Genomic DNA, 25950 nt, shown 5'->3' with positions numbered 1-25950 from the left:
GGCGCCCCCTCTGTCCTGCCGGACATCTCCCCCACGAGGGGGAGATTGGCTATTTCGCCCTAGGCGCCAGAACCGCTCGAAGCTCTAAGCCCTCGCCAGCAACCGCCGCATGATCAGCGAGGCGTGGCCGCCGACGCCGTGCGCGGCCTCCCGGCGCTCGACCACCTGGAAGCCATGCTTGCGATAGAAGGCGACGGCGCGTTCGTTGCCTTCGATCACCTCCAGCGCAATGCTCGGAAGGCCAGCATGCGCGGCAAGCACGGCGTGCAGGAGGTCGACGGCCAGCCCGCTGCCAAACTCGCTTGGCTCGATATGCAGGCGTTCCAGCATGACGTCGCCGTGCCCGTCCATTGCCGCCATGGCGTAGCCGGTGATCGAGCCGTCGTTGCGCTCGGCGACGAAGGACATCTTGTCCTCGTCCTCCAGCTCGGTCGCCAGCATCTCGGGCGCGTGCTTCTCATCGGAAAGCCGGGCGGCGTTTTCAGCGCCCATGATCGGCGAATAGGTGCGCCGCCAGGAGGCGCCGAGCAGCCGCGACACGTCAGCCAGATCGTTGCTTGCCATCGCCCGGATGTGAGTCATCGCAATCTCCTCTTTCAAGGAATATAGCGAAGCGAGGGCGACAGCCAATCTCCCTGAAATTGGGCCACGCCAAGGAGCGCCGGCCTATGCGTCTGCCATTTAATTTTTCGAAAGAGAGGTGCCGGGCGGAGCCAGGCGAGGACCTGCGGCAGGGCACGGGTTCGCCTTTCCGGGGAGGGGGCTCGGCCCGGGCATATTCCCCGCACAAAGGGCACACTAGTTGGTTCCCGCGGTCGGGAACCTCGGGTGCCCCGGCGAGGGGGATCGGCTGGATCTGTGGTTGCCCTGAAAACAGGGCGATGGGATAAGGCTCCCTAGAGCGGTTCATCGTTTCCGCGGAACCGCTCCACTCCCAATAGTCTTTGCGCAATTCCGGACGGAGGGTCACGGCGAAGTCGCCGAACTTAACCGTTCACGCTTTTCCTGGAATTGCCGTTGCTTACGCCATGCGCGGCATGCCCGGTTGTCCGGCGTGGCGGAATTTGCGACCGAAGATCATCAACTGGCGGGCGGCGTTGTTGCGCAGTCGGCGCAGCCGCCATTCCAGTCCGGTCTCGATGGTGATCTGCTTGGCGTAGAAGCTGGAACGCATGCTGGCTTCGTCGGTCGCGGTTTTCACCGGATCGTCGTAGAACGCGCAGATCTTGTCGGCGTCCATGCCGGGCGTCTCAAGCCATTGCGGGATGTAGGTCGAGGCAAGCCGGTCGACATCGGTAACCACGCGGTTGATGCCGATGCCGGGCGTCGGGCATGTCGTCCAGAACGCGTCGCCAATGGCGACGACGCCGGCGCGACGGTGGCCCTTGGTCGTCGTCAGGCTGACCTGCCTGACCTCGACCGGACTGGCGACGGCGAAATTGCCGCATTGGCCGGCGATCTCCGGCATCAAGTCGCACAGCATCTGTTGCGGATTTTCGCGGAACCTGCGCGTCCAATCGTCGGCCACTGTATGGTAGCCGAACATGTTGCCGCGCATGCGGTCGCCGATCGGGAACACGCTGAGATAGGCGATGCGGTCGGACGGGCGTTTCGCATAGCAGGTAACGGCGCTGAAGGCGCATTCATCCGGCTTGATCGCGAGGTCGAAGCCGATCGACAGCGAATGCGCCTTGGATTCCTCGACGCGTTCGATGCCGATGGCGCGCCGGATAGCCTCGCTGTAGCCGGTGGCCACCACCAGCAGGCGGGCCTCGATGACGGCGCCGTTGGTCAGCACCAGGCGTTGTTTGTCCGGGCCGGTCGACACCTCGGCGACCTTGCCCACGGTGAGCGGCACTTGCGGCGGCAGCGCCTGGCGCATGCCGTTGACCAGCGCGCCATAGGAGAAGGCGAACTCCCATTTCTGTTCGCGCTGGAAGAACTGGCCGAGGCGATAGACATGGATGTCGGTCATCGGCGTCACTAAGGGCCTGATGGCGGGACCGAGGCCGATCTTCTCGAACACCTGCATCTGCTGCATGCCGATCTTCTCGGCCCGGAACTCTTCATGATGGACCAGATGCGGGTCGATCAGCGCCACTTTATAGCCGGCCTTGCCCAGCACCGCGGCCAGGCTTGTGCCTGCCAATCCGGCGCCGACGATCGCCACTTCGACTTCGGCCAAACCTGCCTGTACGGCAGGGGTTTCATGGCCTTTCACGCTGCTCATTTCCCTACTCCAAAGTCCATTGGGGCAAATATCCCTGGTGGCCGAAACAATCTCAAGCAACCCAGGCGCGAGCCCGGTAGCAATGAAAAGTTAGGTTAATTCCCGAGACTTAGCTTGTTTCCAGCGCGGCGCCATCGCCGAACCGTCGATGAATTCCAGTCCGCCAGCATCGTTGAGCGTGTGCAGCTTGCGGCCGGCCCAGCCGGCACCCGGGGTCAGGATCGTCTCCACGACTTGCTCGAAGCCGTCATCGTCCAGCCTGGTGACGCGCGCGATGCCAAGGGCCGCGCCATAGCTGCGCCGGCAGTCCTGCACCGGGCGCAGAAGCGCTCCACCGCGGCTGACCATGCGGCCTGCCGGCCGCGCCGAGGCAATGTCGATCATGACAGGGTTCTTCGGGTGCGGCGTCCACGGTCCGCGGAAGTCGGGCGCCGACCACAGATGCAACTGATCGGAAAAGGCGCCGCCGTCGCGCACGGTGGCGAACATCCACCAGCGGCCGCCATGCTCGGTCAATGTGGCGTCGCTGGCGACGATGTCGGACAATAGAGTCGCTTCCTTCACCCAGCCCCCGGGTAGGCGGTGGCGCGATAGAGGTCGACGCTGCGGTTGGCCCCGCTTTCCGGCACCATCCACATCTGGCCGTCGCGCTCGAACACGAAGGGGTAGGAGAGGTGATAGGGCAGTTCCAGCACCGGCTTCGGCTGGCCGATCGGCCCGTTAGGCCCGAACGCCACCGCCGACAGGATCGCCTTGCCGGTGCGGTGGATGTAATCCTCGACGAACAACGTCACCTGGCCCTTGTAGAGGACGGGGAAGGGATCGGCGTAGAAGCGGCTGCCGTCGTCGGGCAGGTCGCGCCAGCCCGACTGCGGAAGGGCGCGCAGCTCGAAGAGATCGCATCCTTGCGTCTCGCGCCAGCCGACCCGCCAGTGCGGGGCGTTGTAGCACAAATGATAGATCTGCTGGACGATGCGGCGTGCCGTCGCCTTGGCGGCCCGCACGCCGAGTTTTGCCGCCGACGGCATGGCCGGCGGCAGCGCCTCGGATGACGGTTCAGGCAGCACCGGCAGGGCCGAACGCGCCGCGCCGCTGACGGCCGCCACGATCAGGCTGGCGGAACGCGCCAGCATGTCCTGCAAGGAGGCAAGCGCGATGCCGTGATATTCCGTGCCAAGCCGCGCCTCGGCGACGATTGCGCCGTTCTGCTCGAGGCGGGCAGTGGGCGTGCGGCCGGCAAGGATCAGCGCCAGCAGCGCCGCCTCGCCGCATGCGCCGTCGTAGCTGAGGCGCCAGACGCGTCGCCCCTCCAGCCCGACGTCGCCGCACAGGTCGACGGTGAGATCGGCCGGCCCCGACGGCTTGGCATAGCCTGCGAATGCCGAAATCGGCACACGCCGGGCCGTGCCATTGGCGGGCAGGCGGTGGATCAGCGTTTCAAGCTGGAACAGCGCCTCGGCCTCGCGCGGCACAGCGCCCGCCGCCGGGCGGGCGTCGATGGTGAGTTCCATGCCGGGAAGCAGCGCCAGCCGCTCGGCCAGGCTGACATGGAAAGCGCGCACGCAATCCCCGTTGAGACGCAGAGCTAGCCGCATGGCCAAGACCCCGGCTGTTCCTGTCCGGTGTCGGGCCAGCCCGCCAAGTCGAATTCCCGCCGCATGCGCCCCGTTTCTCCGCTACCGGTTGCAACCAGGTTGTACTTCTGAAAAGCAAGCTTCATGCCAGGATCCCCATGAATAATTAACATAATTAACAATGTTTTAATCGTTGCCGGGAATAGCTAGATCGACGCCGCGATTTCGACTTTGCCGGCAGATGGAGCGTTGTCGGAGCGACCTTTGCAATCATCCCTGCTCATGGTGCCTCAGCAGTACGCTCCGGACGGGTCGGCGCCGATGCCCGTCTATGCGCCCGCGCCTGCGCCGCAATCGGCCATGGTCGAGCTCGGCGATCTCGGCCGCATCCTGTTGCGCCGCCGCTTCCTGATCTTCGCCACCGTCGCGCTGCTGACTCTCGTGACGCTGGCCTATGCCTTGCTGACGCCGGCGCTCTACTCATCGACGGCGCAGATCATCGTCGACCCGGAAGATCTCCAGGTCGTCACCAACGACGTCAATCCAAGCCGCATCTCGCCCGATGGCGGCATCACCCAGGTCGAGAGCCAGGTCAGCGTGATGCAGTCGAATGGCGTGCTGCTGCGTGCGATCGAAGCGACCCACCTTACCGATAATCCGGAGTTCAACGGACAAGGCGGGCTGAGCCGTTGGATGGCCATGCTGTTCGGCGCGGATGACGCCGACAGGACGGCAACAACATTGGATTCGCTGCGCCGCCGCCTGGCGGTGAAGCGCGACGACAAGGTGCTGGTGCTCAACATCATCATCACAGCCAAGAGCGCCCAGACGGCATCGGACTTGGCCAATGCCATCGCCAAGGCCTACCTTGCCGACCAGGCGGATGCGCGCAAGGGATAAGGCGGCCAACGCGTCGAAGGCGATCACCGCGCGGCTCGACGAGCAGCAGCGGCGCGTCGAGCAGGCGGAGAACGCCGTCGAGGCCTACCGCTCGCAGCACAACATGGTGATGGCCCAGGGCAATCTGGTCAGCGACCAGGAACTGACCGGGCTCAATGCCGAGCTGACCGCCGCGCAGGCGCGCACCCAGCAGCTCAAGGCCCAGGTCGACCAGCTGCGCCGGCAGGGCGGCGCGCCGGACGCGACCTCGGAAGCGATGCGCTCCTCGACCATTTCCAGCCTCAGGGCGCAGGAAGCCTCGTTGGTCGACCAGATATCGCAGCTCGGCACCGGGCTCGGGCCGCGCCATCCCTCGATGATCGCCGCGCAGCAGCAGCTGCGCGATCTGCATGTGCTGATCCAGCGCGAGCTTGGCCGCATCGTTACCGCCGCGGAAACCGATTACGGGCGGGCTCTGGCCAACCAGCAGGCGCTGGAGGGCCAGGTCGCGGCGCTCAAGTCGAAATCGCTCGACACCGACCAGGCTTCGGTGCGGCTGCGCGAACTGCAGCGCGATCTCGACGCTGTGCGCACCGTCTACGCCAACTACCTGCAGCGCGCCCAGGAAACGCGCGAGCAGACCAATGTCGACAGCACCAACGCGCGCATCATCTCGGACGCCATGCCGGCGCTGAAGAAGAGCTGGCCGCCGAAATGGCTGTTGCTGTTCGGCGCCATCTTCGGTGGTCTGGCGCTGGGCACCGGCCTGGCGCTGGTCGCGGAATATCTCGCGCCGACCGTGCTGTCCTCCAACCAGATGCAGTCGGCCATCGATGCGCCGGTGCTGGGCGTGCTGCCGGGCAAGACCGTGCGCAAGCGCCCCTGGCCGTTCAGCCGATCCAATGGTCCGGCGCAAAGGACCGATGCCGTCGCCGGGCTGGCGCTGCAGCGCATCGCAGCCGCCACCAGGCGGCCGCCGGATTGGCCGCTGGTGCCCTCGATCCTGGTGACGTCGCCGCATGAGGACAAGGCGCAGCGCGCCAGGGTGTCGTGGCAGCTCGCCAATGCGGCCGCGGCGAGGGGCCGCCGCGTTCTGTTCATCGACACCAATGCCGGCAAGGACCAGAAGGACCCGCAGCCCGGCATACTCGACGTCATGCGCGGCGACTATCCGCTGGAGGCGATCAGCCGCTACGCGCCCGGCAGCAGCGTGGCGCTGGTCGGCCGGGGTCGGCCGACGGCGGTGTTCCAGGAATCGCAGGCGCTCTATTTCGCCCATCGCATGCTGGCCGAGGCCAACCGCAGTTTCGAGCTCGTCGTCATCGACGGCGGCGCACTCACCGACGACCTCAACGTCTCGCCGCTGGTTGCCATGGCCGACGAGATCCTGCTCGTCGCCAGGCTGAACACCACGCCGATGCGCGACGTCGCCACGACCTCGCAGGCGATCTCGGTCATGGGGCGGCTGCCGACTGGCGCCGTGCTGGTCGACGAGGCGGCCTGAGATGGCCTCGCTGCTGTCCATTCCGACCCAGTCCGGCTCGATCGAAGCTGGCCCGACCCAGGCTCGTCCAGTCCCGGCCAGCCCGCTCCGGACACCCCTGCGGGCTCCTATCGCAAAGCCGGCCCGCGCATCGTCCCCGTCGATGCGCTGACCCGCCTCGGCCTCACCGGCGTGGTGCTGCTTTTGTTTGGCATGTCGGGCGGCATGCTGTGGCTGGCCGGCTATAATTACGATGGCCTGCAGGGCAGCCCGCTGAGCAAGATCCACCCGTCTACCTATCTTTTGGTGCTGGTGTTTATCTGGCGCTCCTGCGTCTTCGGCAATCCGGTTGGCTATATGGTCCATGTCGCCGACAGGAGGCCGGCCTCGGCGCTAATGGCGGTGATCTCGACGGTGCTGCTCGTCGTCGTCATTCTGAGGCAACGCCCCGGCATGGCCGGCATGATCGACACCTTCGTGGCGCCGGCGCTGCTTGTCTTGATGCTGGGGGAGGACGACGAAAAAACCTTCGCCAGGCTGGCGGTCGTCGTCCACGCCGTCATGACGGTGAATGCGCTCCTGGCGCTGTTCGAATTCGCCACCAAGCATCTGGTCTTCCCCTACCGCTTCGACGGCGTGACATTCACCCAGGATTTGCGCTCGACGGCGCTGCAGGGCCACCCGCTTTCCAATGCCACCGTCACCTCGGTCTATGTGCTGGCGCTGCTGTCTGGTTCGCGCTCGCTGCCGCCGCCGCTCAAATGGGGGCTGGTCGGCCTGCAATTCGCGGCGCTCGTCGCTTTCGGCGGCCGCTCGGGCATGGTGCTGACGATTGTGCTCGGCGGCTTCTATATGTTGCTGCGGGGCATGGCGCAGCTCAGGACGGGGCGCGTCAATCTGCTCGGCGTGGCGGTCGTCGTCATGCTCTGCGCGCTTTTGCCGGTGGTCATCGCGGTCGCTGGCTATCAGGGCTTCTTCGACGCGCTGCTCGAGCGCTTCGTCTCCGACAACGGCAGCGCCAACGCGCGCGTCGAGATGTTCGATCTGTTCAGGCATCTGGAACTGCGCGACATCATCGTCGGGCCGGATGTCGACTTCGTCGACAGCCTGCGCCGCATCAGCGGCCTCGAGCAGGGCATCGAGAACCCGCTCATCCGCATGATCCTTTACCAGGGCGCTTTTTTCACCTTGCTGATCGCCTTCGGCTTTGCCCTGTTCATGCACGAGGTGGCGCGCCGCTGCCATTCCGGCGTCTGGCTGGTGATGCTGGGCTGGCTGATCCTGATCAACACTTCCGAAAGTCTCGCCTCCAAGACGACGCTGATGACCAAGTTCGTGGTGATCGCGCTAGCGCTGTATCGGCCGGCGCGGTCTCATGTGCGCCAAGCGATGCAGGCGTAGCGCTCTGTAGCAACGCGGCGAGGCGTACTACGCCCGCGTCCCGACGAGAACCAGCGGCACCGGACATTCCGGCAGACGCGCGACAGGGGCAAGGACGTCTTCCTGGCGCTGGTCGACAAGGGCACTGCAGGCCTCAACGCGGCGATGGCGAGCACGCCTTATGTCTGAAGGTGTGTGACGGTCTGGGAGAGCGGCACGCATGAAAACAAAGGTTTAAGCGCGTTGTCCGAGATCGACGCGTTAACCGCGGGCTCACTCAGCCGGCATCGTCAGCCCCAGCGCCTCGACCATCGCCGGGTCGAGCACGCGCGATGTGTCGTCCATCATGCCCATGCCGTCGAACAGGTCCCAGAACGCCCAGGGGAAGCCGGCGGTTTCGGCGCTCTGCCGTACGTCGGTTATGTAGCGGGCGCGGTCCGGGTTGGGCGCGGCGACATAGCGGGCGTCGGTGCGCAGCGCGCCGAATTCGCCCATGACGATGCGTTCGGGCGCGATGCCGTGACCATCTGCCCAGTCGCTCACCTGCTTGAGGTAGCCGTCGATTAAACGGCGATCGGGCCGGGCGTCGAAATAGACCTGCAGCACGCGCTCGGTCTCGGCATAGGCGGCCTGCCTGTCCGCTTCCGAGGTCTCCGTATCCCGCGCCATCCGCGCCTTGACGGAGGCCAGCGTCGCCTCGAGCGTACCGGCGGAAGCCGGCCACGGCACGTTGTTCAGCGCTCGATAGACCGGCTCGCGCATCCACGGCGCGCCCTGGTGGCTGAACAGATACGGCTCATAGAAGTGGAAGGTGAACAGGATCGGCTCGAAGGTTGCCAGCGGCGCCGGATCGAGCGCGGTCAAGCCGCGCACCATCGAACCGCAACCGCCGGTCGTGACCAGCGGCAGGTTTTGCGCCGTGGCCCGCGCGGCGGTGAGCAGCGCAGCCTGCACCGCCGGCCAGGTCTCGGAGGTGCAGTCCTGTGGCGGTTCGTTGACCGGCTCCAGCGCGATCTTTCCGGGGGCGATGCCTTCCAGCCGGCCGGCGAGCTCGCCGACGAAAGCCTGGTAGCGCGTGAATTCCGGCGCTTGGCGGCTGGAAACCATGCGGTCGGGATTCCAGTAATGCGTGGCGCCGTTGGCCTGCACATTGACGATGACGCCGAGATCGGCGGCAAGGGCCGCGTTGACCGCGTCGATCAGCATTGTCATCAGCTTGGCGTGGTGATCGCCTGCAAAAGCGAGGAACGGGCCGGGATCGACCGGCAGGCGGATGAAATCGAGGCCGCTGGCGCGCAGCCGGGCAAGGTCGGCTGGCGTCGGCACCGGCCGCTGCGACTGGAAAGCCGGCCAGTCGTAATCGGTGCGCGGCGCGGGAAATTCGCGCGTCAGCGCAAACCACGGCCAGGCGTTGACGCCGCGCCTGAACGGCCACACGCCGGTCGCGGCACGGGCGTGCGATGGGAGCGGTGGCAGCAGCGGCGCCGTCGCCGTGGCGAGCGCCGCCTTTAGGATCCGGCGGCGCGACCAGCCGGTCATGCGGCGCCGGGCTTGACGCGATCGATCGCGGCTGGCGCCGGGGCTGTGGCGCCGAGCAGGTCCAGCGCTTCCTTCTCATAGGCAAGCAGGATGTCATCCCAGCGGAAGGCCGCGCGGGCGCGTTCGCGCGCCGCCTTGCCGCAGCGCTTCACCAGCGCGTCGTCGGCCAGCGCCTCGTCGATGCGCTCGCTCAGGCTGTCGGCATTGTCGAAAAACAGCGCGGCTTCGCCGGCGGTCCAGCGGTTGTAAGGGTTGTCGTGGGCGATCACCATGTTGCCGGCGGCCAGCGCCTCGACCAGCGAGGGATTGGTGCCGCCGACCGTGTGGCCGTGCATATAGGCGCGCGCATGATAGCGCAGCGCCTTCACCGTCGCCTGATCGTAGATCGCGCCCGGCAGCACCACCGTGTTGCCCGCCGCCTCGCGCACCGCGCGGTGATAGGGAATGTCGTCGTTGAGCGTGCCCAACACCACCAACTTGATGTCGCCGCGCTCGCGGCGGCGGAAAGCTTCGACGATCGGCAGGATGTTGTTGTCGGGCTCGACGCGTGCGATCGAGACCAGGTATTTGCCGGGCTCCAGCCCTAGCGCGCGGATAGGTTCTTCCGGCGAGGATGTCACCGGGTCGCCGCCATAAGCGATCGTGGCGATGGCGCTGCGCGGCCGCCTGGTCGCCAGATGGTCGGCGATCGCCGGGTGGTCGGCGACGAGCCGGTGCGACAGCCAGGCGCCGATCCATTCGTTGAGCCAGAACCAGCTGCGCGCCGCCGGCCCCCATTTAGGCCGCCGCCACTCGATGCCGTCCATATTGGTGATGATCTTGCGCCGCATGATCCTGAGCCAGGTCAGGAACAGCGCGCCATTATAGCCCAGCACCAGGCACACGCCCGGCCGCCTGGCGGCGTCGAGCACGCATTGCCAGTCAAATTCCAGCGTCGCGCGCGGACCCTTGGAAGCAACCTCGATAGTGATGCGCTCGATGCCGCGCCAGGTGTCGGTGGCCACCCGCTGGCCGACGCGCTCGACCTCTTTCTGGCAGTAGACGCCGACGTTCCAGCCGCGCCCGGCCAAGAACAGCGCCAGCCGCTCGGCGAAAGTCTCGAAGCCGCCATGGGAAGCGGGGATGCCGCGCGTCCCAAGGATCAGGATCGAAGGTTTTTCGATCAGAATGGAAGGTCGTTCCGGTTTCAAAGCAAAGGGTTCCCCGGGGTCCGGTCAAGATCGTTGTTATGTCAATGACACGCCCAGCAACTTCCGTGCCAGGGCACCCCCAGTGCGAACATTCTCATGAAGGTGTAAAATTTCTCTTCAGAACACATGCTTTGCTTCATTATCGGTCAACTTTCGCGACGTATCTGTATCGATACGGGGCACGGTCGGGGTTCCTGGGTCGCAGCCGGGCAATTCAGACCCGGCATGATCCTTGCTCCTGGGCTGCGGTGGCCACCGCTGGGTAGAGCGGCGTGCGGATTTGGCATGAGTTTCTTCCGCGCTTGAGGGTCCGGTGTACGGAGCGGACTCGGGGTGCAAGGTAGAAAGATAGCAATGCGCATTGCCTGCGTTCATCAGGGCTACGAACTCTATGGTTCGGACCGCAGCTTCGCGGAGAGCGTGGCTGCGCTGCGCGCCGCCTTTCCGGCCGCCGACATCGAGGTCGTGCTGCCGCGTGACGGCCCGATCGTCCCGATCCTCGAGCCGCATGCCAGCCGCATCGTCTTCGAGCCGCTCTGGATCTTGCGGCGCCAGGCGGCGATACGGCTTGCCACCGTCGAGATGGCGCGGCTGCCGGTGGCGCTGTGGCGTGCCTGGCGGCGTATGCGCGGCGCCGACATAACCTATGTCAACACTTCGATCGTCGCCGACTATGCGATGGCCGCGCGGCTTCTGCCGCGCAAGGCGCTGCTGCATATCCACGAGATCCCCGAAGGCATTTTGCGCAAGGTTCTTGTCGGCCTGATGCGCTTCAGCCGCGCCGACCTCATCTTCAATTCGCGCGCCACGCGCGCCACCTTCGGCGATCCGCCGGTGCTCGATGCTCGCGGGCGGCGTACGTATGTCGTCTATAACGGCGTTGCCGGCCCGAGCGCTGCCCTGCCGATGACCTATGACGGCAATCGGCCGCTCAAGGTGCTTCTGCTTGGCCGCGTCAACCGCATCAAGGGGCAGGAGGTGCTGCTCGAAGCGGTGGCCTCGCTGCCGCCCGCATTGCGCGATCGTGTCGAGGTCCGCCTGGTCGGCGGCGCCTTCGAGAGCGTCGAGCGCGAGCGCGCTTTGGCCGAGCTGGTCGAGCGCATGCGGCTGACCGGCCATGTCGAAGTGCTGCCGTTCATATCCGATCCCTCCGAGCACTACCGCTGGGCCGATATAACAGCGGTGCCCTCGCGGCGACCGGAATCGCTCGGCCGCGTCGCCATCGAGGCGATGGCCTGGGGCCGGCCGCCGCTGGTGTCGGCGATCGGCGGACTGGTGGAAGTCGTGGCCGACGGCGAGACCGGCTGGCACGTTCCGCCGGGCGATGCCGCCGCACTTGCCGCCAAGCTTGAAAAGATCATCCTGCGGCCGCAGGACTGGCGCGGCTTCGCCACTGCCGGGCGTGCCCGCTTCGAGGCGATCTTCAGCGAGGCTATCGCGGCCGCGGCGATCGTCTCGATCGTCGCCGACAAGCTGAAAGCCGCGCCGGCGCGGCAAGGCCGGGCGCCTGTCGCCCGCGAGGCTGAGACCCGCTCGTGAAACTCGCTTTACCAAGCCATCTGGTACGGCGCCTGATCCTGATGATCGGCGGCGAGGCGATGCAGAGCGGCTTTCACTTCGCCCTCAACATCGCGCTCCTGCATCTGTTGTCGGCCGAAGGCTACGGCCTCTTCGCCATCGCCATGGTGATGGGCGGCGTCGGCCTGTCTTACATCCGCTCGCTGACCGCCGTTCCCGCCAGCATCTGGATGGGAAAGAGCACGACCGCCGCCGGCGTCGACGCGCATGACGTGACTTTCGGATCGGCGGCGCTGGTGGTGGCAATCGTGATGGCGCTTTGCACCGGGCTGCTGATGCATGTGCTGGGTGACCCGAGCGGCATTGCCGCCGGATGCTTCGTCGGCGCATGGTCGTTGCGCAGCCACATGCGCACCGCCTTCTTCGCGCGCCGCATGCAGGTTGTCGTCTCGATCAGCGACGCCGTTTTCACTTTTGCCGGCGTCATGCTTGCCGCGCTGGCGATCTGGTTCTTCAGCGACGACCTGGAAGGCAGCTTCTACGCGCTTGCCGCAGCCAATGTGATCGGCATCGTAGTGCTGGTCCGCCTGTCGCCCCGCACGATGCGCATCTCGTTCAGGGCGCCCACCTGGCGGCGTTATGCCAAGCTCTGGTCGCAGCTCTGCTGGTCGGCTTTCAGCGCCACCACCACCAACATCCAGGGGCAGTGCTTGGCGCTGCTGGTCGCCGGCATTGCCGGCCCGGCCGCCTTCGCGCCGCTGGCGGCGGTGATGCTGCTGTTTGCGCCGCTGCGCATCATCAGTCTGGCTTTCGTCAACATGACGCAACCCGAGCTCGCCAAGCTGCTGTACAGAAACGAGGCCGCCCGGGTCTGGACGCAGGCCAGGATCTGGACGCTCGTCATGGGCCTCGGCAGCGTAGCCTATGGTTGCGCCATCCTGTTCATCCTGCCGATGATAAAATCCCAGACCCTGCAGGGCGCCTCGATCAGCTTCATCGGGCTTCTGGCCATCGCCAATTACGTGCCGATCATGCTCTACGTCATGCCGCGCGTGGTGCTCGAGATTATCGGCGACTTCCGCATCGTCGCGATCATCAACATGGGCGGCGCGGTCGTCGGGCTGTCGCTGATCGCGATAATCCTCGCCATCGCGCCGCCGACCTGGGCGCTGGCCGGCTCGGCGGCCTCCGAGACTTTCGTGTTTGCGCTCTGCTGGTATTTTGCGCGCCACCGCATGTGGAATTTCGAACATCCGAACGAGCGGCGCGACAGCTGGTTCGGATCATGGCGTCGCGCGGCCGCGCTCGCGGCCCACAGGCGATAGGAGAGAGATCTTGGCAAGCGAGACGATGCCGATGCACGCCGTGGCCGGCCTGGTCGACGACCAGGCCGAAACGCCTTCGGTTCGCACCGTCAGCGGCGCTTATGTCGCGCGGCTCTACACCACCCTCGAGGCGGTCAAACCGCTCTGGCTGCGTCTCGAGACAACCGGCGTGTGCACCGGCCATCAGCACTTCGCCTGGGCCGAAGGCATCGTTGCCCGGCTGCTGCCCGAAAAGGCCGAGCTCCTCATCGTCGAAGTGCGGGATGCCGCGACCGGCGAGCCGGCAATGCTTCTGCCGCTGATGCGACGCCGCGCTTTTCACCATTGGGTAGTCGAATGGCTGAGCTGCGGCGTGTGCGACTATGCGGCGCCGCTGCTCGTCGATGCCAGCCCCTGGACCAGCCAAGCCGCGGAGGCGGCCTGGGCGGCGGTGCTTTCAGTGCTGCCGCTGGCCGACCGCATCCACATCATCGGCATCCCGAAGGAAATCGGCGGCGTCGCCAATCCCCTGGCGCTGCTCTCGCCGGCGCGTGACTCCATCCATTCCCACTACGGCATCGCCATGGACGGCGACGCCGAAACCGTCGTCAAGCGCATCTGCCGCCCGTCCTTCGTCAAGGCGCTCAACAAGGACCTGCGCCGGCTCGATCGCAATGGCGGCCTGGCGCTGGTGGAGGCCGATACGCCGGCCCTGGTGGATTCCACCTTCGGCCGGTTGGTCGAGATGCGGCTCAGCCGCTTTCGCGAGCTCGGCCGGTTCGATCTCCTGGCGCAGCCAGCGGTCGTCGATTTCTATCGCAGCGCCGCGCATCGCGGCCTGACGGATGGCTCAGTGCGGATCTTCGGTCTGCGCGCCGGTGACGTCATGGTCGCGGTCCAGTACCTGGCGGTCCATCTCGGCACCTTGCATGCGCTTCTGATCGCGATCGACCAGGGCGCGGTGCCCAACGTTTCGCCGGGGCTTTGCATCATGGGCGAGCTGATCAGATGGGGGCGGGGCGCCGGCTTCGACTATTTCGACCTGTCGGTCGGCAACCAGAGCTACAAGGAACATATGGGCGCGGTGAAGTCGGTTCTGTCCGAGCTTTGCTACGGCGTTACGCTGAGGGGCGTGGTCGCCAGCAAGGCCATTAAGTACCGTGGCAAGGGCGTGGCGTTCGTGCGCTCCAACCCGCGCCTGCACAAGGTCGCGCAGGAAGCCATGCAGCGCTGGCGCCGGCTGCGGGCGGGCCGCTGAGCAGCGGCGCAAAGCTGAAAATTGACTCGCACCCCGCTCTCCGCCATCCTTAAGGCAGCCGCCAGTCCAGCGGCAGCGTGTTCGAGTAAAGCCATGGCCAGTCCCACCGCCAGAGAAAATTCCCGCCGCGCCGCGGTGAAGAAGGCGCTTGATCGCCACCAGGTCTATGTCGCCGCGCAGCGTTTTTCCGGCGGCAGCTACAGCGCCCGCGTATTGGTCGATGGCGAAGCCTACTGGGTCGACGAGTTCCGGCTGAGCCAGCTCAGGCAAGGGCTGACGCCCGCCGAGCTGGAATTGACGCCGGCCGCCGACGATTGAGTTTTCACGGATGAAGACGGCAAGGCTGGCGGGAACTCGGCCTTTGTCTTTGGCCGCCGCGGACTCCGGGCACTGATGCCGCCCAAACTCAAATCCTACCGTGCCAAGCGCGAATTTTCCCGCACCCCGGAACCCGCGGGTGGCACACCCAGCGACGGCGGCAACCGCTTTGTCGTCCACAAGCACCACGCCACCGCCGACCACTATGATTTGCGCCTCGAACTCGGCGGCGTCCTGAAGAGTTGGGCGGTGCCGCGCGGGCCGTCGCTGAACCCGGCCGACAAGCGCCTTGCCGTCGAGACCGAGGACCATCCGATCGAATATATCGACTTCGAAGGCGTCATTCCCGCAGGCGAATATGGCGGCGGGCCGATGATCGTCTGGGACACCGGCACCTGGGCGCCGATGGAGGATGTCGAAAAGAGCTTGCGCACCGGCGCCTTCAAGTTCCGCCTGGCCGGCGACAAGCTGAACGGCGGCTGGATGCTGACCCGGCTGAAGCCGAAGCCGGGCGAGGACGAGCACAAGAAGAACTGGCTCCTGTTCAAGGAGCGCGACCTTGCCGCCGACGCCAAGCTCGACATCCTTGCAGCGCGGCCGGAAAGCGTGAAGTCGGGCCGCCTGATCGAGGAACTGGTGGCGCCATCTAGGAAGCGCGAGCGCCTGCCGCCCAAGCCCGGCTCATTGAAGCCCGGCGCGCTGCCCGGCGCGGTGAAGGCCGAGCCGCCTGCCCGCATCGAGCCGCAGCTTGCCACGCAGGTGCAAAAGCCGCCGGGGAGCGACGACCCCGCCGGAAACACCGGTGAGCTTTGGCTGCACGAGATCAAATTCGACGGCTACCGCACCATGGCGCATGTCATGGATGGCGAGGTGCGGCTGATCACCCGCGGCGGCATCGACTGGACGAAACGCTATGGCGATCTCCCGCAAGCCTTTTCGCGCCTGCCGGTCAGCCAGGCGATCATCGACGGCGAGATCATGGTGCTCGACGACAAAGGCATCTCGCGTTTCGCGCTGCTGCAGGATGCGCTCTCGGCCGGCGCCGGCTCAAAACTGCATTTCTACGCTTTCGATCTTCTGCATCTCGACGGCTGGGACCTGCGCAAGGCGCCGCTGCGGAGGCGCAAGGCGCTGCTGGCCGAACTGCTTGCCGGCCAGGCCACCAATTCCGCGATCCAGTATAGCGATCATGTCGAAGGCGACGGGCAGGGCCTCTTCGACCAGGCTCCGGACCTTGGCCTGGAGGGGGTAGTCTCCAAGCGCGCCGATGCCATCTACATCAGCGGCCGCACCAAGAGCTGGACCAAGGCCAAGGCGCCGAAGACCGACGATTTCGTCATCGCCGGCTATACGGTGTCGGAGCAGGCGGAGGGGCTGGCAGCGCTGGGCATGGCGGAGTTCGTCGATGGTGAACTCCACTATCGCGGCAAGGTCGGCACCGGCTTCGATGCCCAGATGGCGGCGGACCTTTTGGCAAGGCTGGAGCGGCTGACGGCCGGCGCCACACCGCCCGAAAGTGTGCCGCGCGAGATCATGCGCGAAATGCATTGGGTGAAGCCGCTGCTGTCGGCCCGTATCCGCTATGCCAACCGCACCGCCGACAATTCGCTGCGCCACGGCGTGTTCCGCGGCCTGCGCGATGTCGGCGGGCTGACGACGCCGGTGAAAGTCAAGCGCAAGCGGCTGATCGCCGAATCCGACCTTGCCACCATCTGGGTCACCAATCCGGAGCGCCGCCTGTTCGGCAAGACCGGGCCGACCAAGCTCGACATTGCCGTCTATTACGCGCTGGTCGGCGACTTCATGCTGCCGCACATCATCGGCCGCCCGGTGTCGCTGGTGCGCTGCCCGACCGGCAAGCCGCAGGACTGTTTCTTCCAGCGCCATGCCTTCACCGGCATGCCGCCTTCGGTTGCCGTGTTCGAGAGCATCAATTCGGAAGAAGAGGCGAAAACCTATCTCTCGGTCGAGGACGCCAAAGGCTATCTGGCGCTGGCGCAGTTCGGCGTGGTCGAGTTCCACACCTGGGGCACGCATCGCGCCAAGCTCGACAGGCCGGACCAGATCGTCTTCGACCTCGACCCCGGCGAGGGGATTGCGTGGCGCGAGGTGGTGGAGGCGGCGGTCCACATCAAGGGCGGGCTGGAAAGCCTCGGGCTGGTGCCTTTCGCCAAGACGTCCGGCGGCAAGGGCATCCACATCACGGTGCCGGTGACCAGAAAGCAGAACTGGAAGAAGCTGCATCAGGCATCAAGCGCGATTTCGACGTTGCTGGCGGCGACCGCGCCCGACACCTTCACCACGACGATGGGCAAGGAGAACCGCAAGAAGCGCATCTTCATCGACTTCCACCGCAACGCGCGCGGCCACACCTCCGCCGCGCCCTATTCGCTGCGCGCCCGCACCAACCTGCCGGCCTCGACGCCGGTCAGTTGGACGGATCTGGAGGCGATCGATGCGCCGGAGGATTTGAACTACGCCTCGCTGCCGGGTCTTTTGGAGACCTCGGGCGATCCATGGGCGGAGATCGACGCCTTCGCCAGGGATTTGCCGGCGCTTGAGGGGAAAACGCCCCCTCGCGTTCGTCATCCTAGGGCGGAGCACGACCGCGTGGAGGTCCAACGGCCGTGCCGGTGAAACGCTCAGCCGTAGATCTGCTTGTGGATCTGGTAGAGCATTTCCGAACGGTCGGCGCGCAGATCGGCGAGATCGCGGCTCGACAGGTTCTCGATTTCGGCGACGAGGCGGTTGTAGTGGCGGCGCTTGGCCATGCTGGCGCGGGCGCGGGAGACGAGGTTGTCGAACATGGTGACAGGGTTCCTTCTATGCCGCGCTCATGCGGCCGGTTGTTCCTCCCTGATCAATTGCAGCATGACATAGGAATGGTGCATCGCAAAAGAAAGATGTTGCAATGCACCATTGCGCCCAGTGCATAGCCGGTTAATGCAGGCTAAAGCATGATCCCGAAAAGTGGGAACCGGTTTTCGGGACAAGATCATGCTCTGGCAGACCGCCATGATCCCGCCCGCGGAGCTCTTGTCTGCGGCGGCATCACGTCTTTCTCATCAGTCTTGTCATACAAATTGCTGCTTGCCGTCTTGCCAGATCGGTCGCGTGCTGGCTTGATCCGCCCGTCACCGATGCCGGGAGGAAAAGCATGGCGGCCGCCGACTATTACGAAGTTCTCGATCCGCGTTTCGCGCGCCTGTTCAACGGCAGCGCTCAGGTGGAAAAGCTGTTCACCGGATGCCGCTGGGCGGAAGGCCCGGCCTGGTTCGCCGCCGGCCGCTATGTCGTGTGGTCCGACATCCCCAACAACCGCATGCTGCGCTTCGACGAGACCGACGGCAGCGTCAGCGTCTTCCGCCAGCCGTCGGGCAATTCCAACGGCAACACCGTCGACCGCCAGGGCCGGCTGGTGACCTGCGAGCATTCCGGTCGCCGCGTCAGCCGCACCGAGCATGACGGGTCCATCACCACCATTGCCGCAAGCTGGAAGGGCAAGCGGTTCAACTCGCCCAACGATGTCGTCGTGCGCTCCGACGGCTCGATCTGGTTCACCGACCCGAGCTACGGCATCGATAGCGACTATGAGGGTGACAAGGCTGAAAGCGAAATCGGCGCCTGCTATGTCTATCGCGTCGATCCGGAGACCGGCGATGTCGAGGCCGTCATCACCGACATGGTGCGGCCGAACGGGCTTGCCTTCTCGCTCGACGAAAGCCTGCTCTATGTCGTCGACACCGGCCGTACGCATGGCGAGAAGAACCCGGCGCATATGCGTGTCTTCAACGTCGGCAAGCACGGCAAGAAGGTTTCCGGCGGCAAGGTTTTTGCCGACTGCACCGCCGGCCTGTTCGACGGCTTCAGGCTCGATTCGGACGGGCGCATCTGGACCAGCGCGGCCGACGGCATCCATTGCTACGACCCCGACGGCACGCTGATCGGCAAGGTGAAAGTACCGGAAGTGACCGCCAATTGCGTGTTCGGCGGCAACAAGCTGAACTGCCTCTACATCGCCGGCACGACGTCGCTCTACATGGTGCGGCTGATGGTGAACGGGGCCAAAACCTATTGAGGCGAGACAGTCTCTCGACGGCGTAAGCAGACTTTCAAGGGGAGGGCATCATGCCATTCGTCAACATCCGCATCGTCAAGGAAGTGATCGCCGCCGATCCGACCGGCAAGAAGGCCGACATCGCCAAGAAGGTGACCGCCGCCATCATGGACGCCACCGGGCTCGGCAATGACGACGTCTGGGTCGTGTTCGAGGAAGTCAACGCCCGCGACTGGTATGTCGGCAAGACCGACGTCGAGACGCTGCGGAAGAGGTAGAGCGCGTTACGCGGCGTGAAGCAGCGAGGGGCGCGCGAAGGATCGCAAGCGAAGAAGGCCGGCGCTAACGCGCCCCTATAAACCCCGCGAAACCCTGCAAGGCGTCGCGCATCGCCTGCCGGTTCGCGCCGAGGATCGTCGCCATCTCCGCCGGCTTCTTGCCCAGCAGCGCGATCTCCAGCGCCGCCTCCTCGTAGAGCGCGAACGACATGGTGCGCATGATCTCGGCAAGTGCCGCGCGCGCATGGAGCGACCGGGCCGAGGCGTGCACCAGGATGGCCGGCTTGCCGACGGCGGCGTCGCGCGAGACCAGCCAGTCGAGCGCGTTCTTCATACCGCCGGGAACGCCATGCGCATATTCCGGGCAGGAGACGATGACGCCGTCGGCCTGGGTGACGGCGCCGATCAGCCGCGCCGCTTCGGCCGGCGTGCGCTCGCCCTCGTCATCCGGGTTGAAGATCGGCAGCCGGCCAAGGCCGTCATAAAGGGTTACGCGGCAAATCTCGGGCGCGCTGGCGGCCAAAGCCGCGAGCAGCGCCGAATTGGTCGAGGCGGCGCGCAAGCTGCCGGAGATGGCGAGGATTTCGATCAAGGGGTTCGAACGGATGAGTCGTCGCCGAGGCTACCACAAGGTCTTCTGGTAATCCTCGTCCAGTTCGCGGTCGATCTCGCCGGCGCTTTCCGATAGCGCCAGCTGGTCGCGGATGATCTGGCCCAGCGTCGGCAGGCCCGCGCGGTCGTACCAGGTCTCCGGCCTCCACAATTCGGAGCGCATGAAGGCCTTGGCGCAGTGCATGTAGGCGGCCTTGACGGTGACGACGACGATGCTCGGCGGCTCCTTGCCGTCCACGGCCAGGCGCTCGCGCAAGCCGGCATCGGCGGTGATGCGCGCGTCGCCGTTGATGCGCAGCGTCTCGTTCATGCCCGGAATGAGGAACAGCAGCCCGACCGACGGGTTGCGCAGGATATTCTCCAGCGTGTCCAGCCGGTTGTTGCCGGGACGGTCGGGGATGGCGATGGTGTTGTTGTCGAGGATGGCGGCGAAGCCGGGGCGGTCGCCTTTCGGGGTCACATCGGCATTGCCGACGCCATCGGAGGAGCCGATCAGCACGAAAGGGCTTTTGCCGATGAAGGACCGGCAATGGCCGTCGAGGAAGTTGAGTTCCTTGCGGATCGAGCCGTCGGTCGGCCGCGGCGTCTTGTAGATCGCCCTCAGCTCGTCATGCGTGGCGAGGAATTCCATACGTCCCCCTGACTGCCCCTATTTGCCGGCCTGTTCTTCCTTGGCCGTCTTGTCCTCGAGCGAGTGGCGCATGATCAGCGGCATCTGGCTGAAGGTGAACAGCAAGGTGATCGGGATCGTGCCCCAGACCTTGAAATATAGCCAGGTCGCTTCCGAGAAGTTGCGCCACATGACTTCGTTGAGCACGGCCAGGAACAGGAAGAACAGCCCCCAGCGGAAACTCAGCTTGCGCCAGCCCTCGGCATCGAGCTGGAAGGCGGAATCGAAGACATAGCCGAGCAGCGACCGGCCGAAGGCGAGGCCGCCGAGCAGCGTGACGCCGAACAGCGAATTGATGATGGTCGGCTTCATGAAGGCGAAGGTCTTGTCCTGCAGATAGAGCGCCAGCGCGCCGAAGCCGAACACGACGACGGCCGAGACCAGCGGCATCAGCGGCAGGCTGCGCATCAGCAGCCAGGAGACGCTGAGCGAAAGCGCGGTCGCGACCATGAAGAAGGCGGTGGCGATCAGGATCGGCTCGCCGAGATGGATGAGCACCGGGAACTTCTCGGCCAGCCATTCGCCGCGGATGGTGGCGAAGAAGAACACCAGGCCGGGCCCGAGCTCGAGCAGGAACTTCAAGCCGGGGTTGATCGGCTTGCGGCGTGGATCTGACGGGTCGCGTTCGAGGATGTTCATAAAAGTCCTTCTTGCGCATGATCTGGCCAAAATGCAGGCCGTTTCAAGAGACCATGCCTTGTTTCAGGCCACGCCGGCGATTGCCCTGGCGAATTCGCTCGCCGAAAACGGTTCGAGGTCGTCGACCTGCTCGCCGACGCCGATGAAATAGACCGGCAATTTGTGCTTGGCCGCGATCGCCACCAGAATACCGCCGCGCGCCGTGCCGTCCAGCTTGGTCATCACCAGGCCGTTGACACCGGCGACGTTGCGGAAGATCTCGACCTGGTTCAGCGCATTCTGGCCGGTGGTGGCGTCGACCGTCTGCAGCACGGTGTGCGGGGCATCAGGATCGAGCTTGCCCAGCACGCGCACGATCTTTTCCAGCTCCGCCATCAGCTCGGTCTTGTTCTGCAGGCGCCCGGCAGTGTCGATGATCAGCACGTCGGAGCCGGCTTCTCTTGCCCGTTCGAAGGCGTCATAGGCAAGGCCGGCGGCATCGGCGCCGATCTTGGAGGCGATAACGGGCGATTTGGTGCGCTCGCCCCAGATCTTCAGCTGTTCGATCGCGGCGGCGCGGAACGTGTCGCCGGCCGCCAGCATCACCTTCAGCCCGCCATCGGTGAGCTTGGCAGCCAATTTGCCGATGGTGGTGGTCTTGCCGGTGCCGTTGACGCCGACCACCAGGATGACATGCGGCTTGTGGCTGAGGTCGAGCTCCAGCGGCCTGGCGACCGGGGTCAACACCTTCTCCACCTCCGCCGCCATCACGGCGCGAACCTCGGCATCCGAGACATCCTTGCCGTAGCGGCTGGAGGCCAGCGAATCGGTGACGCGCAACGCCGTCTCGACGCCGAGATCGGCGCGGATCAGCACGTCTTCCAGGTCCTGCAGCGTCTCTTCGTCCAGCTTGCGCTTGGTGAAGACGCCGGCGATGTTGCCGCTGAGCTCGCGCGAGGAGCGGGCAAGCCCGTCGCGCATGCGCTGGAACCAGGAGCGACGCACCACCGGCTCCGGCGCTTTCACCGGCTCGGCTTTCTGCTCGACCTTTTTCGCAACTGTCACCTTGCCAGCAGCGGGCGCAGGTGAAAGAGGCGCGGGCGGTGAAGCTTCTCTTTCTCCCCATCACTATACGGGGAGAAGGTGCCGGCAGGCGGATGAGGGGCGGCGCTCACTTCCGAAGTTGGCTCGATCGAAGGCGGCGCAGCCGGCGGCACCTCGATCGGCGCTGGCGTCTCGGCCGGCACTTCGCTCGGCGGCGCCGGCACTTCGACAGGCGCCGGCTCAGGCTGCGGCTCGGGCCGCGAAGGCTCGATTTCCGGCTTGGCCGGTGCCGGTGCAGGCACTTCCTGCGGCGCGGGCTCCGGCTCGGGAGTAGGTTCCGGTTCGGGCTCCGGCACTTCCTCAGGGGCCGGTGGCTCCGGCGTCAAGGGCGCCGGTTGCGGCTCTTCTTCCGGCGCGGGCTCTGGCCGTGGTTCCGGCTCGGCCGGAACGGTTGGTTCCGGCGGCTGTGGAATGGCCGGAGCCGGCTCGGGCTTAGGCTCTTCCGGGGCAGGTTGAATCGCAGCCCCTACCTCCCCCTCGATGGGGGAGGTCCCGAGCACAGCTCGGGAGTGGGTGTGACTGGCGCCGGCGTCGGCGCTGTCACCGCGCCCCGCCACTTCGTGGCGACCCTCCCCATCGAGGGGAGGGTGGGGTGCCTGCTCGGCCTCCGGCTTCAGCGCCTCCAGCGCATCCCATTTGATCGGCGGCAGCGGCGCGGTCTCATCGACGCGCTCCTCGACGACCTCTTTCTTGCCGAACGAAAATATCTTCTTGAAAAAACCAGCCATGCTCTTTGCTGTCTCAGGCGGCTTGCGCGGCAGAAGGCGCCGCCATCAGCCGGGCGCCGTCATGGCCGGTGACCACGGCGTCGACGATCTCGCCCGGTTGTCCCGCAGCGATTGCGGCGAGCGTAAACCCTTCGGTGCGGCCAAGCCCGGCACGCTCGATCAGGATCGATTGCCGGCTGCCGCCGAGCGACGTCAGGTGACGGCGATACGCCGCTTCACCTGCGGCGCGCAGCCTTGCGGCGCGCGCCTTCACCACCTCGCGGCGAACCTGCGGCATGCGCGCGGCGGGCGTGCCTTCGCGCGGGCTGAACGGGAAGACGTGGAGATGCGTCAGTCCGCATTCCTCGACGATCTTCTCGGAGTTCTCGAACATCGCCTCGGTCTCGGTCGGAAAACCGGCGATGATGTCGGCGCCGAAGACGATGCCAGGACGCAATTTGCGCACGTCCTCGCAGAAGCGGATCGACTGGTCGCGCAGATGCCGGCGCTTCATGCGCTTCAGGATCATGTCGTCGCCCGACTGCAGTGACAGATGCAGATGCGGCATCAGCCTGGGCTCGGTAGCGATGGCGTCGAGCAGATCGTCATCGGCCTCGATGGAATCGATTGAGGACAGCCTGAGCCGCTTCACGTCGGGCACCTGTTTGAGAATGGTCTTCACCAGTTTGCCCAGTTTCGGCGCGCCCGGCAGGTCGGCGCCGAAGCTGGTCATATCGACGCCGGAAAGCACGATCTCGGCATAGCCGTTGTCGGCCAGCCGCTTGACCTGTTCGACGACCGCGCCCATCGGCACCGAGCGCGAATTGCCGCGTCCATAGGGGATGATGCAGAAGGTGCAGCGATGGTCGCAGCCATTCTGCACCTGCACGAAGGCGCGCGCCCGGCCTTCGATGGCGTCGACCATATGGCCGGCCGTCTCGCGCACCGAAAAAATATCGTTGACGCGCGCCTTCTCGGTGTCGTTGACGCCGAAATCGGGCAGCGCGCGATAGGAATTGGCTTTGAGCTTCTCCTCATTGCCGAGCACGAGGTCGACCTCGTCCATGGCGACGAAATTCTGCGGCTCGGTCTGCGCCGCGCAACCGGTGACGATGATGCGCGCTTCAGGGTTCTCGCGGCGCGCCTTGCGGATCGCCTGCTTGGCCTGGCGCACCGCTTCGGCGGTGACGGCGCAGGTGTTGAAGATGACGGCGCCGCCTTCGAGCGCGCCGAGCCCTGCGTTCTCGGCCTCGCGGCGCATCACTTCCGATTCATAGGTGTTGAGGCGGCAGCCGAAGGTGACGACGTCGATGCCTTTGGTCCGCGCCTTTTTCAAGGGCGGACATCAGGCGGCGCTTTCGGTGTCGCGGGCCCAGGCGCCGGTCGAGGGATCGAAGCTGCCGGAAAACTCCCATTCGGCGGCACCCGTCAGGATGACATGGTCGTCGTCGCGCCATTCGACCTTGAGTTCGCCGCCGCCGGGCGTCATCAGCGAGACGCTGCGGCCGGTGCGCTTGGTGCGGGCGGCGGCGACCACCGCCGCGCAGGCGGCCGAGCCGCAGGCCTTGGTCAGGCCGGCGCCGCGCTCCCAGGTGCGGATGATCATCGTTGAAGGCGAGGTGACCTGCGCGATGGTGATGTTGGCGCGCTCGGGAAAGATCGGATGGTTCTCCAGCAGCGGGCCGAAACGCTCGAGCTCGTAAGACCAGACATCGTCGTCGACCCAGAAGATCGCATGCGGATTGCCCATCGACAGAGCCGAGGGCGAATGCAGCGCCGGCGCGTCGATCGGGCCGATCTGCAGCTCGATCATGCGGGTGTCGCGGAATTCTTCCGCCAGCGGGATATCCTGCCAGCCGAAGCGCGGCGTGCCCATGTCGACCGAGATCAGGCCATCGGCATGTTCCTTGGCGTTCAGGATGCCGCCACGGGTCTCGAAGGTGAAATTCTTCTGCCCGGTCTCGGCGGCCAAGGCCTGCACGACGCAGCGCATGCCGTTGCCGCAGGCCTGCGCGCCCGAGCCGTCCGAGTTCAGGATGTCGACATAATAGGCAGTGCCTTGCGTTCGCGGGTCGTGGATCGCCATGATCTGGTCGAACTTCGTCGCCGCGTCGGCATTGAGCGCGATCGCAGCCGAAGCCGTCACCTGATCGGCGCGGCCGCGCATGTCGGCAACGATGATCTCGTTGCCGATGCCGTTCATCTTGGCGAAGGGGGCGCTGCCTGCCATCTAACCGGTAAATCCAATTCCGTTGGCCAATTCCATTTGGCGCTATATGGCGGAAACGGCCAGGAATTACCAGTCTGGCTAAGTGGCGACGGCGAAGACGCCGCGCCTGCGACGGCGAAGACGCCGCGCCTAGGTTACCGCAAAGACCCCGAGCACGATCAGTAGGAAGATGATCAGCACGATGCCGATCAGGACGCGCGCGCCGGTGGCGGCGGCTCCAGCCAGCGCCGGCATGCCGAGAAGGCTCGCCGCGGCAGCGACAATCAATAGGATGATGATCCATCTGATCATGGAGGAACCTCGCAAATCCACTTTGTTTGCAGTGACTTAGGAAACGCGTTGGCCGCGCCCTGGTTCCTTTGCGAGATCGATTCCCTGCCGACTCTATTGCGCGATCTCGAAGTCGGTCGTGAAAGGCGCCGTCTTTTGCGAGTTCTCGTCATGCATGAGGAAGTCGGCGCGGTATTTGCCGGGCGGCACGCCATCCAGCGAGACGTTGAGCTTGAAGAACATCTCGCGGTTATGCGAGCGCGAGGCGAGCTGGACGCGGCCGAGCTTCTCGAAAGTGCCGAGCTTTTCGCCGGCGTCGCTCAACACGGTGAGGTCGACATAAAGCGCGATCTGGTTGTTGCCGAGCCCGTCGGAACCGTAGCCATAGCCGGCGGGCTCCATGTAGAGCACGATCTCCTCGCCGGGCTTGTAAATATGGTTCGGGCGTTCATTGTAGATGCCGAAACCGCTGGCCCCGGTAATGTGCTTCACATTCATCACTTCGAGCGGCATTGCTTTCCACAGCGCCTCCTCGGCGTCGCGGAATTTCGTCAGCGCGCCCACGCCGTCATTGGCTTGCAGCGCCTTCTCCGCCTCGGCGGCCTTGTCGGCGATTTCGCCGGCGTAGGCGGCAGTCGAGGTCGAGATGATCAGCGCAGCTAGGCTCGCGGCAAGGGACTTCATAAGCTTTCCTCCAGAAGACGACATATCCCCATCGTCTTCGAAAAAAC

Annotated in this window: 24 protein-coding genes and 1 pseudogene; 10 read left to right on the top strand and 15 right to left on the bottom strand. The window is 65.5% G+C overall.

The window, feature by feature from the left end; all coding sequences use genetic code 11:
- Positions 1-84: 84 nt before the first annotated feature.
- From ACVDG8_RS04215 to ACVDG8_RS04205, 3 genes and pseudogenes are all read right to left on the bottom strand, one after another.
- A complete protein-coding gene (locus tag ACVDG8_RS04215) occupies positions 85-582 on the bottom strand; it encodes a GNAT family N-acetyltransferase (protein WP_447253572.1) in 498 nt (165 codons plus the stop codon).
- Positions 583-1021: 439 nt separating this feature from the next.
- Positions 1022-2230, bottom strand: a complete 1209-nt coding sequence (locus ACVDG8_RS04210) for an FAD-dependent monooxygenase (protein ID WP_447253571.1) — start codon at positions 2228-2230, stop codon at positions 1022-1024.
- Between the two features lie 90 nt (positions 2231-2320).
- Positions 2321-3258: pseudogene (locus tag ACVDG8_RS04205) on the bottom strand (glucosamine inositolphosphorylceramide transferase family protein).
- 810 nt (positions 3259-4068) lie between these two features.
- On the opposite strand from ACVDG8_RS04205, the gene ACVDG8_RS04200 reads away from it, so the two are divergent.
- The 3 genes from ACVDG8_RS04200 to ACVDG8_RS04190 all read left to right on the top strand — a co-directional run bounded on the left by ACVDG8_RS04200 (position 4069) and on the right by ACVDG8_RS04190 (position 7567).
- Positions 4069-4704 (top strand): Wzz/FepE/Etk N-terminal domain-containing protein, encoded by a 636-nt coding sequence (locus tag ACVDG8_RS04200; protein WP_455707552.1) that lies wholly within the window; start codon positions 4069-4071, stop codon positions 4702-4704.
- Positions 4688-6187: a GumC family protein gene (locus ACVDG8_RS04195; protein WP_455707551.1), complete on the top strand. Its 1500-nt coding sequence runs from the start codon at positions 4688-4690 to the stop codon at positions 6185-6187. The genes ACVDG8_RS04200 and ACVDG8_RS04195 overlap by 17 nt, the downstream gene beginning before the upstream one ends.
- A 171-nt stretch (positions 6188-6358) precedes the next feature.
- Positions 6359-7567: a VpsF family polysaccharide biosynthesis protein gene (locus tag ACVDG8_RS04190; protein ID WP_455707550.1), complete on the top strand. Its 1209-nt coding sequence runs from the start codon at positions 6359-6361 to the stop codon at positions 7565-7567.
- Positions 7568-7819: 252 nt separating this feature from the next.
- Here the strand turns inward: ACVDG8_RS04190 and ACVDG8_RS04185 are convergent, their stop codons facing one another.
- A complete protein-coding gene (locus tag ACVDG8_RS04185) occupies positions 7820-9085 on the bottom strand; it encodes a glycoside hydrolase family 5 protein (protein ID WP_447253568.1) in 1266 nt (421 codons plus the stop codon).
- Positions 9082-10275 (bottom strand): DUF1972 domain-containing protein, encoded by a 1194-nt coding sequence (locus ACVDG8_RS04180; RefSeq protein WP_447253567.1) that lies wholly within the window; start codon positions 10273-10275, stop codon positions 9082-9084. The genes ACVDG8_RS04185 and ACVDG8_RS04180 overlap by 4 nt, the downstream gene beginning before the upstream one ends.
- 354 nt (positions 10276-10629) lie before the next feature.
- Here ACVDG8_RS04180 and ACVDG8_RS04175 point away from each other — a divergent pair, with 354 nt between their 5' ends.
- From ACVDG8_RS04175 to ligD, 5 genes are all read left to right on the top strand, one after another.
- Positions 10630-11814 (top strand): glycosyltransferase family 4 protein, encoded by a 1185-nt coding sequence (locus ACVDG8_RS04175; RefSeq protein WP_447253566.1) that lies wholly within the window; start codon positions 10630-10632, stop codon positions 11812-11814.
- Positions 11811-13118 carry a hypothetical protein gene (locus ACVDG8_RS04170; protein ID WP_447253565.1) on the top strand — a complete coding sequence of 436 codons (1308 nt, stop codon included), beginning with the start codon at positions 11811-11813 and terminating at the stop codon, positions 13116-13118. The genes ACVDG8_RS04175 and ACVDG8_RS04170 overlap by 4 nt, the downstream gene beginning before the upstream one ends.
- A gap of 10 nt (positions 13119-13128) precedes the next feature.
- Positions 13129-14355 (top strand): GNAT family N-acetyltransferase, encoded by a 1227-nt coding sequence (locus ACVDG8_RS04165; RefSeq protein WP_447253564.1) that lies wholly within the window; start codon positions 13129-13131, stop codon positions 14353-14355.
- A 93-nt stretch (positions 14356-14448) separates the two neighbouring features.
- On the top strand, positions 14449-14673 hold the full coding sequence (locus ACVDG8_RS04160; protein ID WP_371009684.1) for a hypothetical protein: 225 nt from the start codon (positions 14449-14451) through the stop codon (positions 14671-14673).
- Between the two features lie 75 nt (positions 14674-14748).
- Positions 14749-17310: a DNA ligase D gene (gene ligD / locus ACVDG8_RS04155; RefSeq protein ID WP_455707549.1), complete on the top strand. Its 2562-nt coding sequence runs from the start codon at positions 14749-14751 to the stop codon at positions 17308-17310.
- Positions 17311-17315: 5 nt separating this feature from the next.
- Here the strand turns inward: ligD and ACVDG8_RS04150 are convergent, their stop codons facing one another.
- Complete coding sequence (locus ACVDG8_RS04150) at positions 17316-17480, bottom strand: hypothetical protein (protein WP_224584863.1); 165 nt, start codon at positions 17478-17480, stop codon at positions 17316-17318.
- A gap of 350 nt (positions 17481-17830) precedes the next feature.
- On the opposite strand from ACVDG8_RS04150, the gene ACVDG8_RS04145 reads away from it, so the two are divergent.
- Together ACVDG8_RS04145 and ACVDG8_RS04140 are read left to right on the top strand one after the other, a co-directional pair.
- Complete coding sequence (locus tag ACVDG8_RS04145; RefSeq protein ID WP_447253563.1) at positions 17831-18751, top strand: SMP-30/gluconolactonase/LRE family protein; 921 nt, start codon at positions 17831-17833, stop codon at positions 18749-18751.
- Between the two features lie 50 nt (positions 18752-18801).
- Positions 18802-19008, top strand: a complete 207-nt coding sequence (locus ACVDG8_RS04140; RefSeq protein WP_447253562.1) for a tautomerase family protein — start codon at positions 18802-18804, stop codon at positions 19006-19008.
- Positions 19009-19072: 64 nt separating this feature from the next.
- On the opposite strand, the gene ACVDG8_RS04135 is transcribed toward ACVDG8_RS04140, so the two are convergent.
- From ACVDG8_RS04135 to ACVDG8_RS04095, 9 genes are all read right to left on the bottom strand, one after another.
- Positions 19073-19600 (bottom strand): NADPH-dependent FMN reductase, encoded by a 528-nt coding sequence (locus ACVDG8_RS04135; RefSeq protein WP_447253561.1) that lies wholly within the window; start codon positions 19598-19600, stop codon positions 19073-19075.
- 30 nt (positions 19601-19630) lie between these two features.
- Positions 19631-20251: a pyridoxamine 5'-phosphate oxidase family protein gene (locus tag ACVDG8_RS04130; protein WP_447253560.1), complete on the bottom strand. Its 621-nt coding sequence runs from the start codon at positions 20249-20251 to the stop codon at positions 19631-19633.
- A gap of 18 nt (positions 20252-20269) precedes the next feature.
- The gene (locus ACVDG8_RS04125; protein ID WP_455707548.1) at positions 20270-20929 is read right to left on the bottom strand and encodes a septation protein A; all 660 of its coding nucleotides are present in this window, start codon (positions 20927-20929) and stop codon (positions 20270-20272) included.
- Between the two features lie 63 nt (positions 20930-20992).
- Positions 20993-21973: a signal recognition particle-docking protein FtsY gene (gene ftsY, locus ACVDG8_RS04120; protein ID WP_455707547.1), complete on the bottom strand. Its 981-nt coding sequence runs from the start codon at positions 21971-21973 to the stop codon at positions 20993-20995.
- On the bottom strand, positions 21970-22740 hold the full coding sequence (locus ACVDG8_RS04115) for a hypothetical protein (protein WP_455707546.1): 771 nt from the start codon (positions 22738-22740) through the stop codon (positions 21970-21972). The genes ftsY and ACVDG8_RS04115 overlap by 4 nt, the downstream gene beginning before the upstream one ends.
- A gap of 13 nt (positions 22741-22753) precedes the next feature.
- A complete protein-coding gene (mtaB, locus tag ACVDG8_RS04110) occupies positions 22754-23980 on the bottom strand; it encodes a tRNA (N(6)-L-threonylcarbamoyladenosine(37)-C(2))-methylthiotransferase MtaB (protein WP_455707813.1) in 1227 nt (408 codons plus the stop codon).
- Positions 23981-24064: 84 nt separating this feature from the next.
- Entirely contained in the window at positions 24065-24949 is an 885-nt protein-coding gene (dapF, locus tag ACVDG8_RS04105; RefSeq protein ID WP_447253556.1) for a diaminopimelate epimerase, read from the bottom strand.
- A gap of 129 nt (positions 24950-25078) precedes the next feature.
- Positions 25079-25240, bottom strand: coding sequence for a DUF1328 domain-containing protein (locus ACVDG8_RS04100; protein WP_447253555.1), 162 nt, complete (start codon positions 25238-25240; stop codon positions 25079-25081).
- A gap of 93 nt (positions 25241-25333) precedes the next feature.
- Positions 25334-25903 carry a hypothetical protein gene (locus ACVDG8_RS04095; protein WP_447253554.1) on the bottom strand — a complete coding sequence of 190 codons (570 nt, stop codon included), beginning with the start codon at positions 25901-25903 and terminating at the stop codon, positions 25334-25336.
- Between the last annotated feature and the right edge of the window lie 47 nt (positions 25904-25950).

Source organism: Mesorhizobium sp. ORM8.1 (assembly GCF_053005525.2).
The sequence above is the reverse complement of the archived record's forward strand: the minus strand, read 5'-3'. Positions and strand labels throughout refer to the sequence as shown.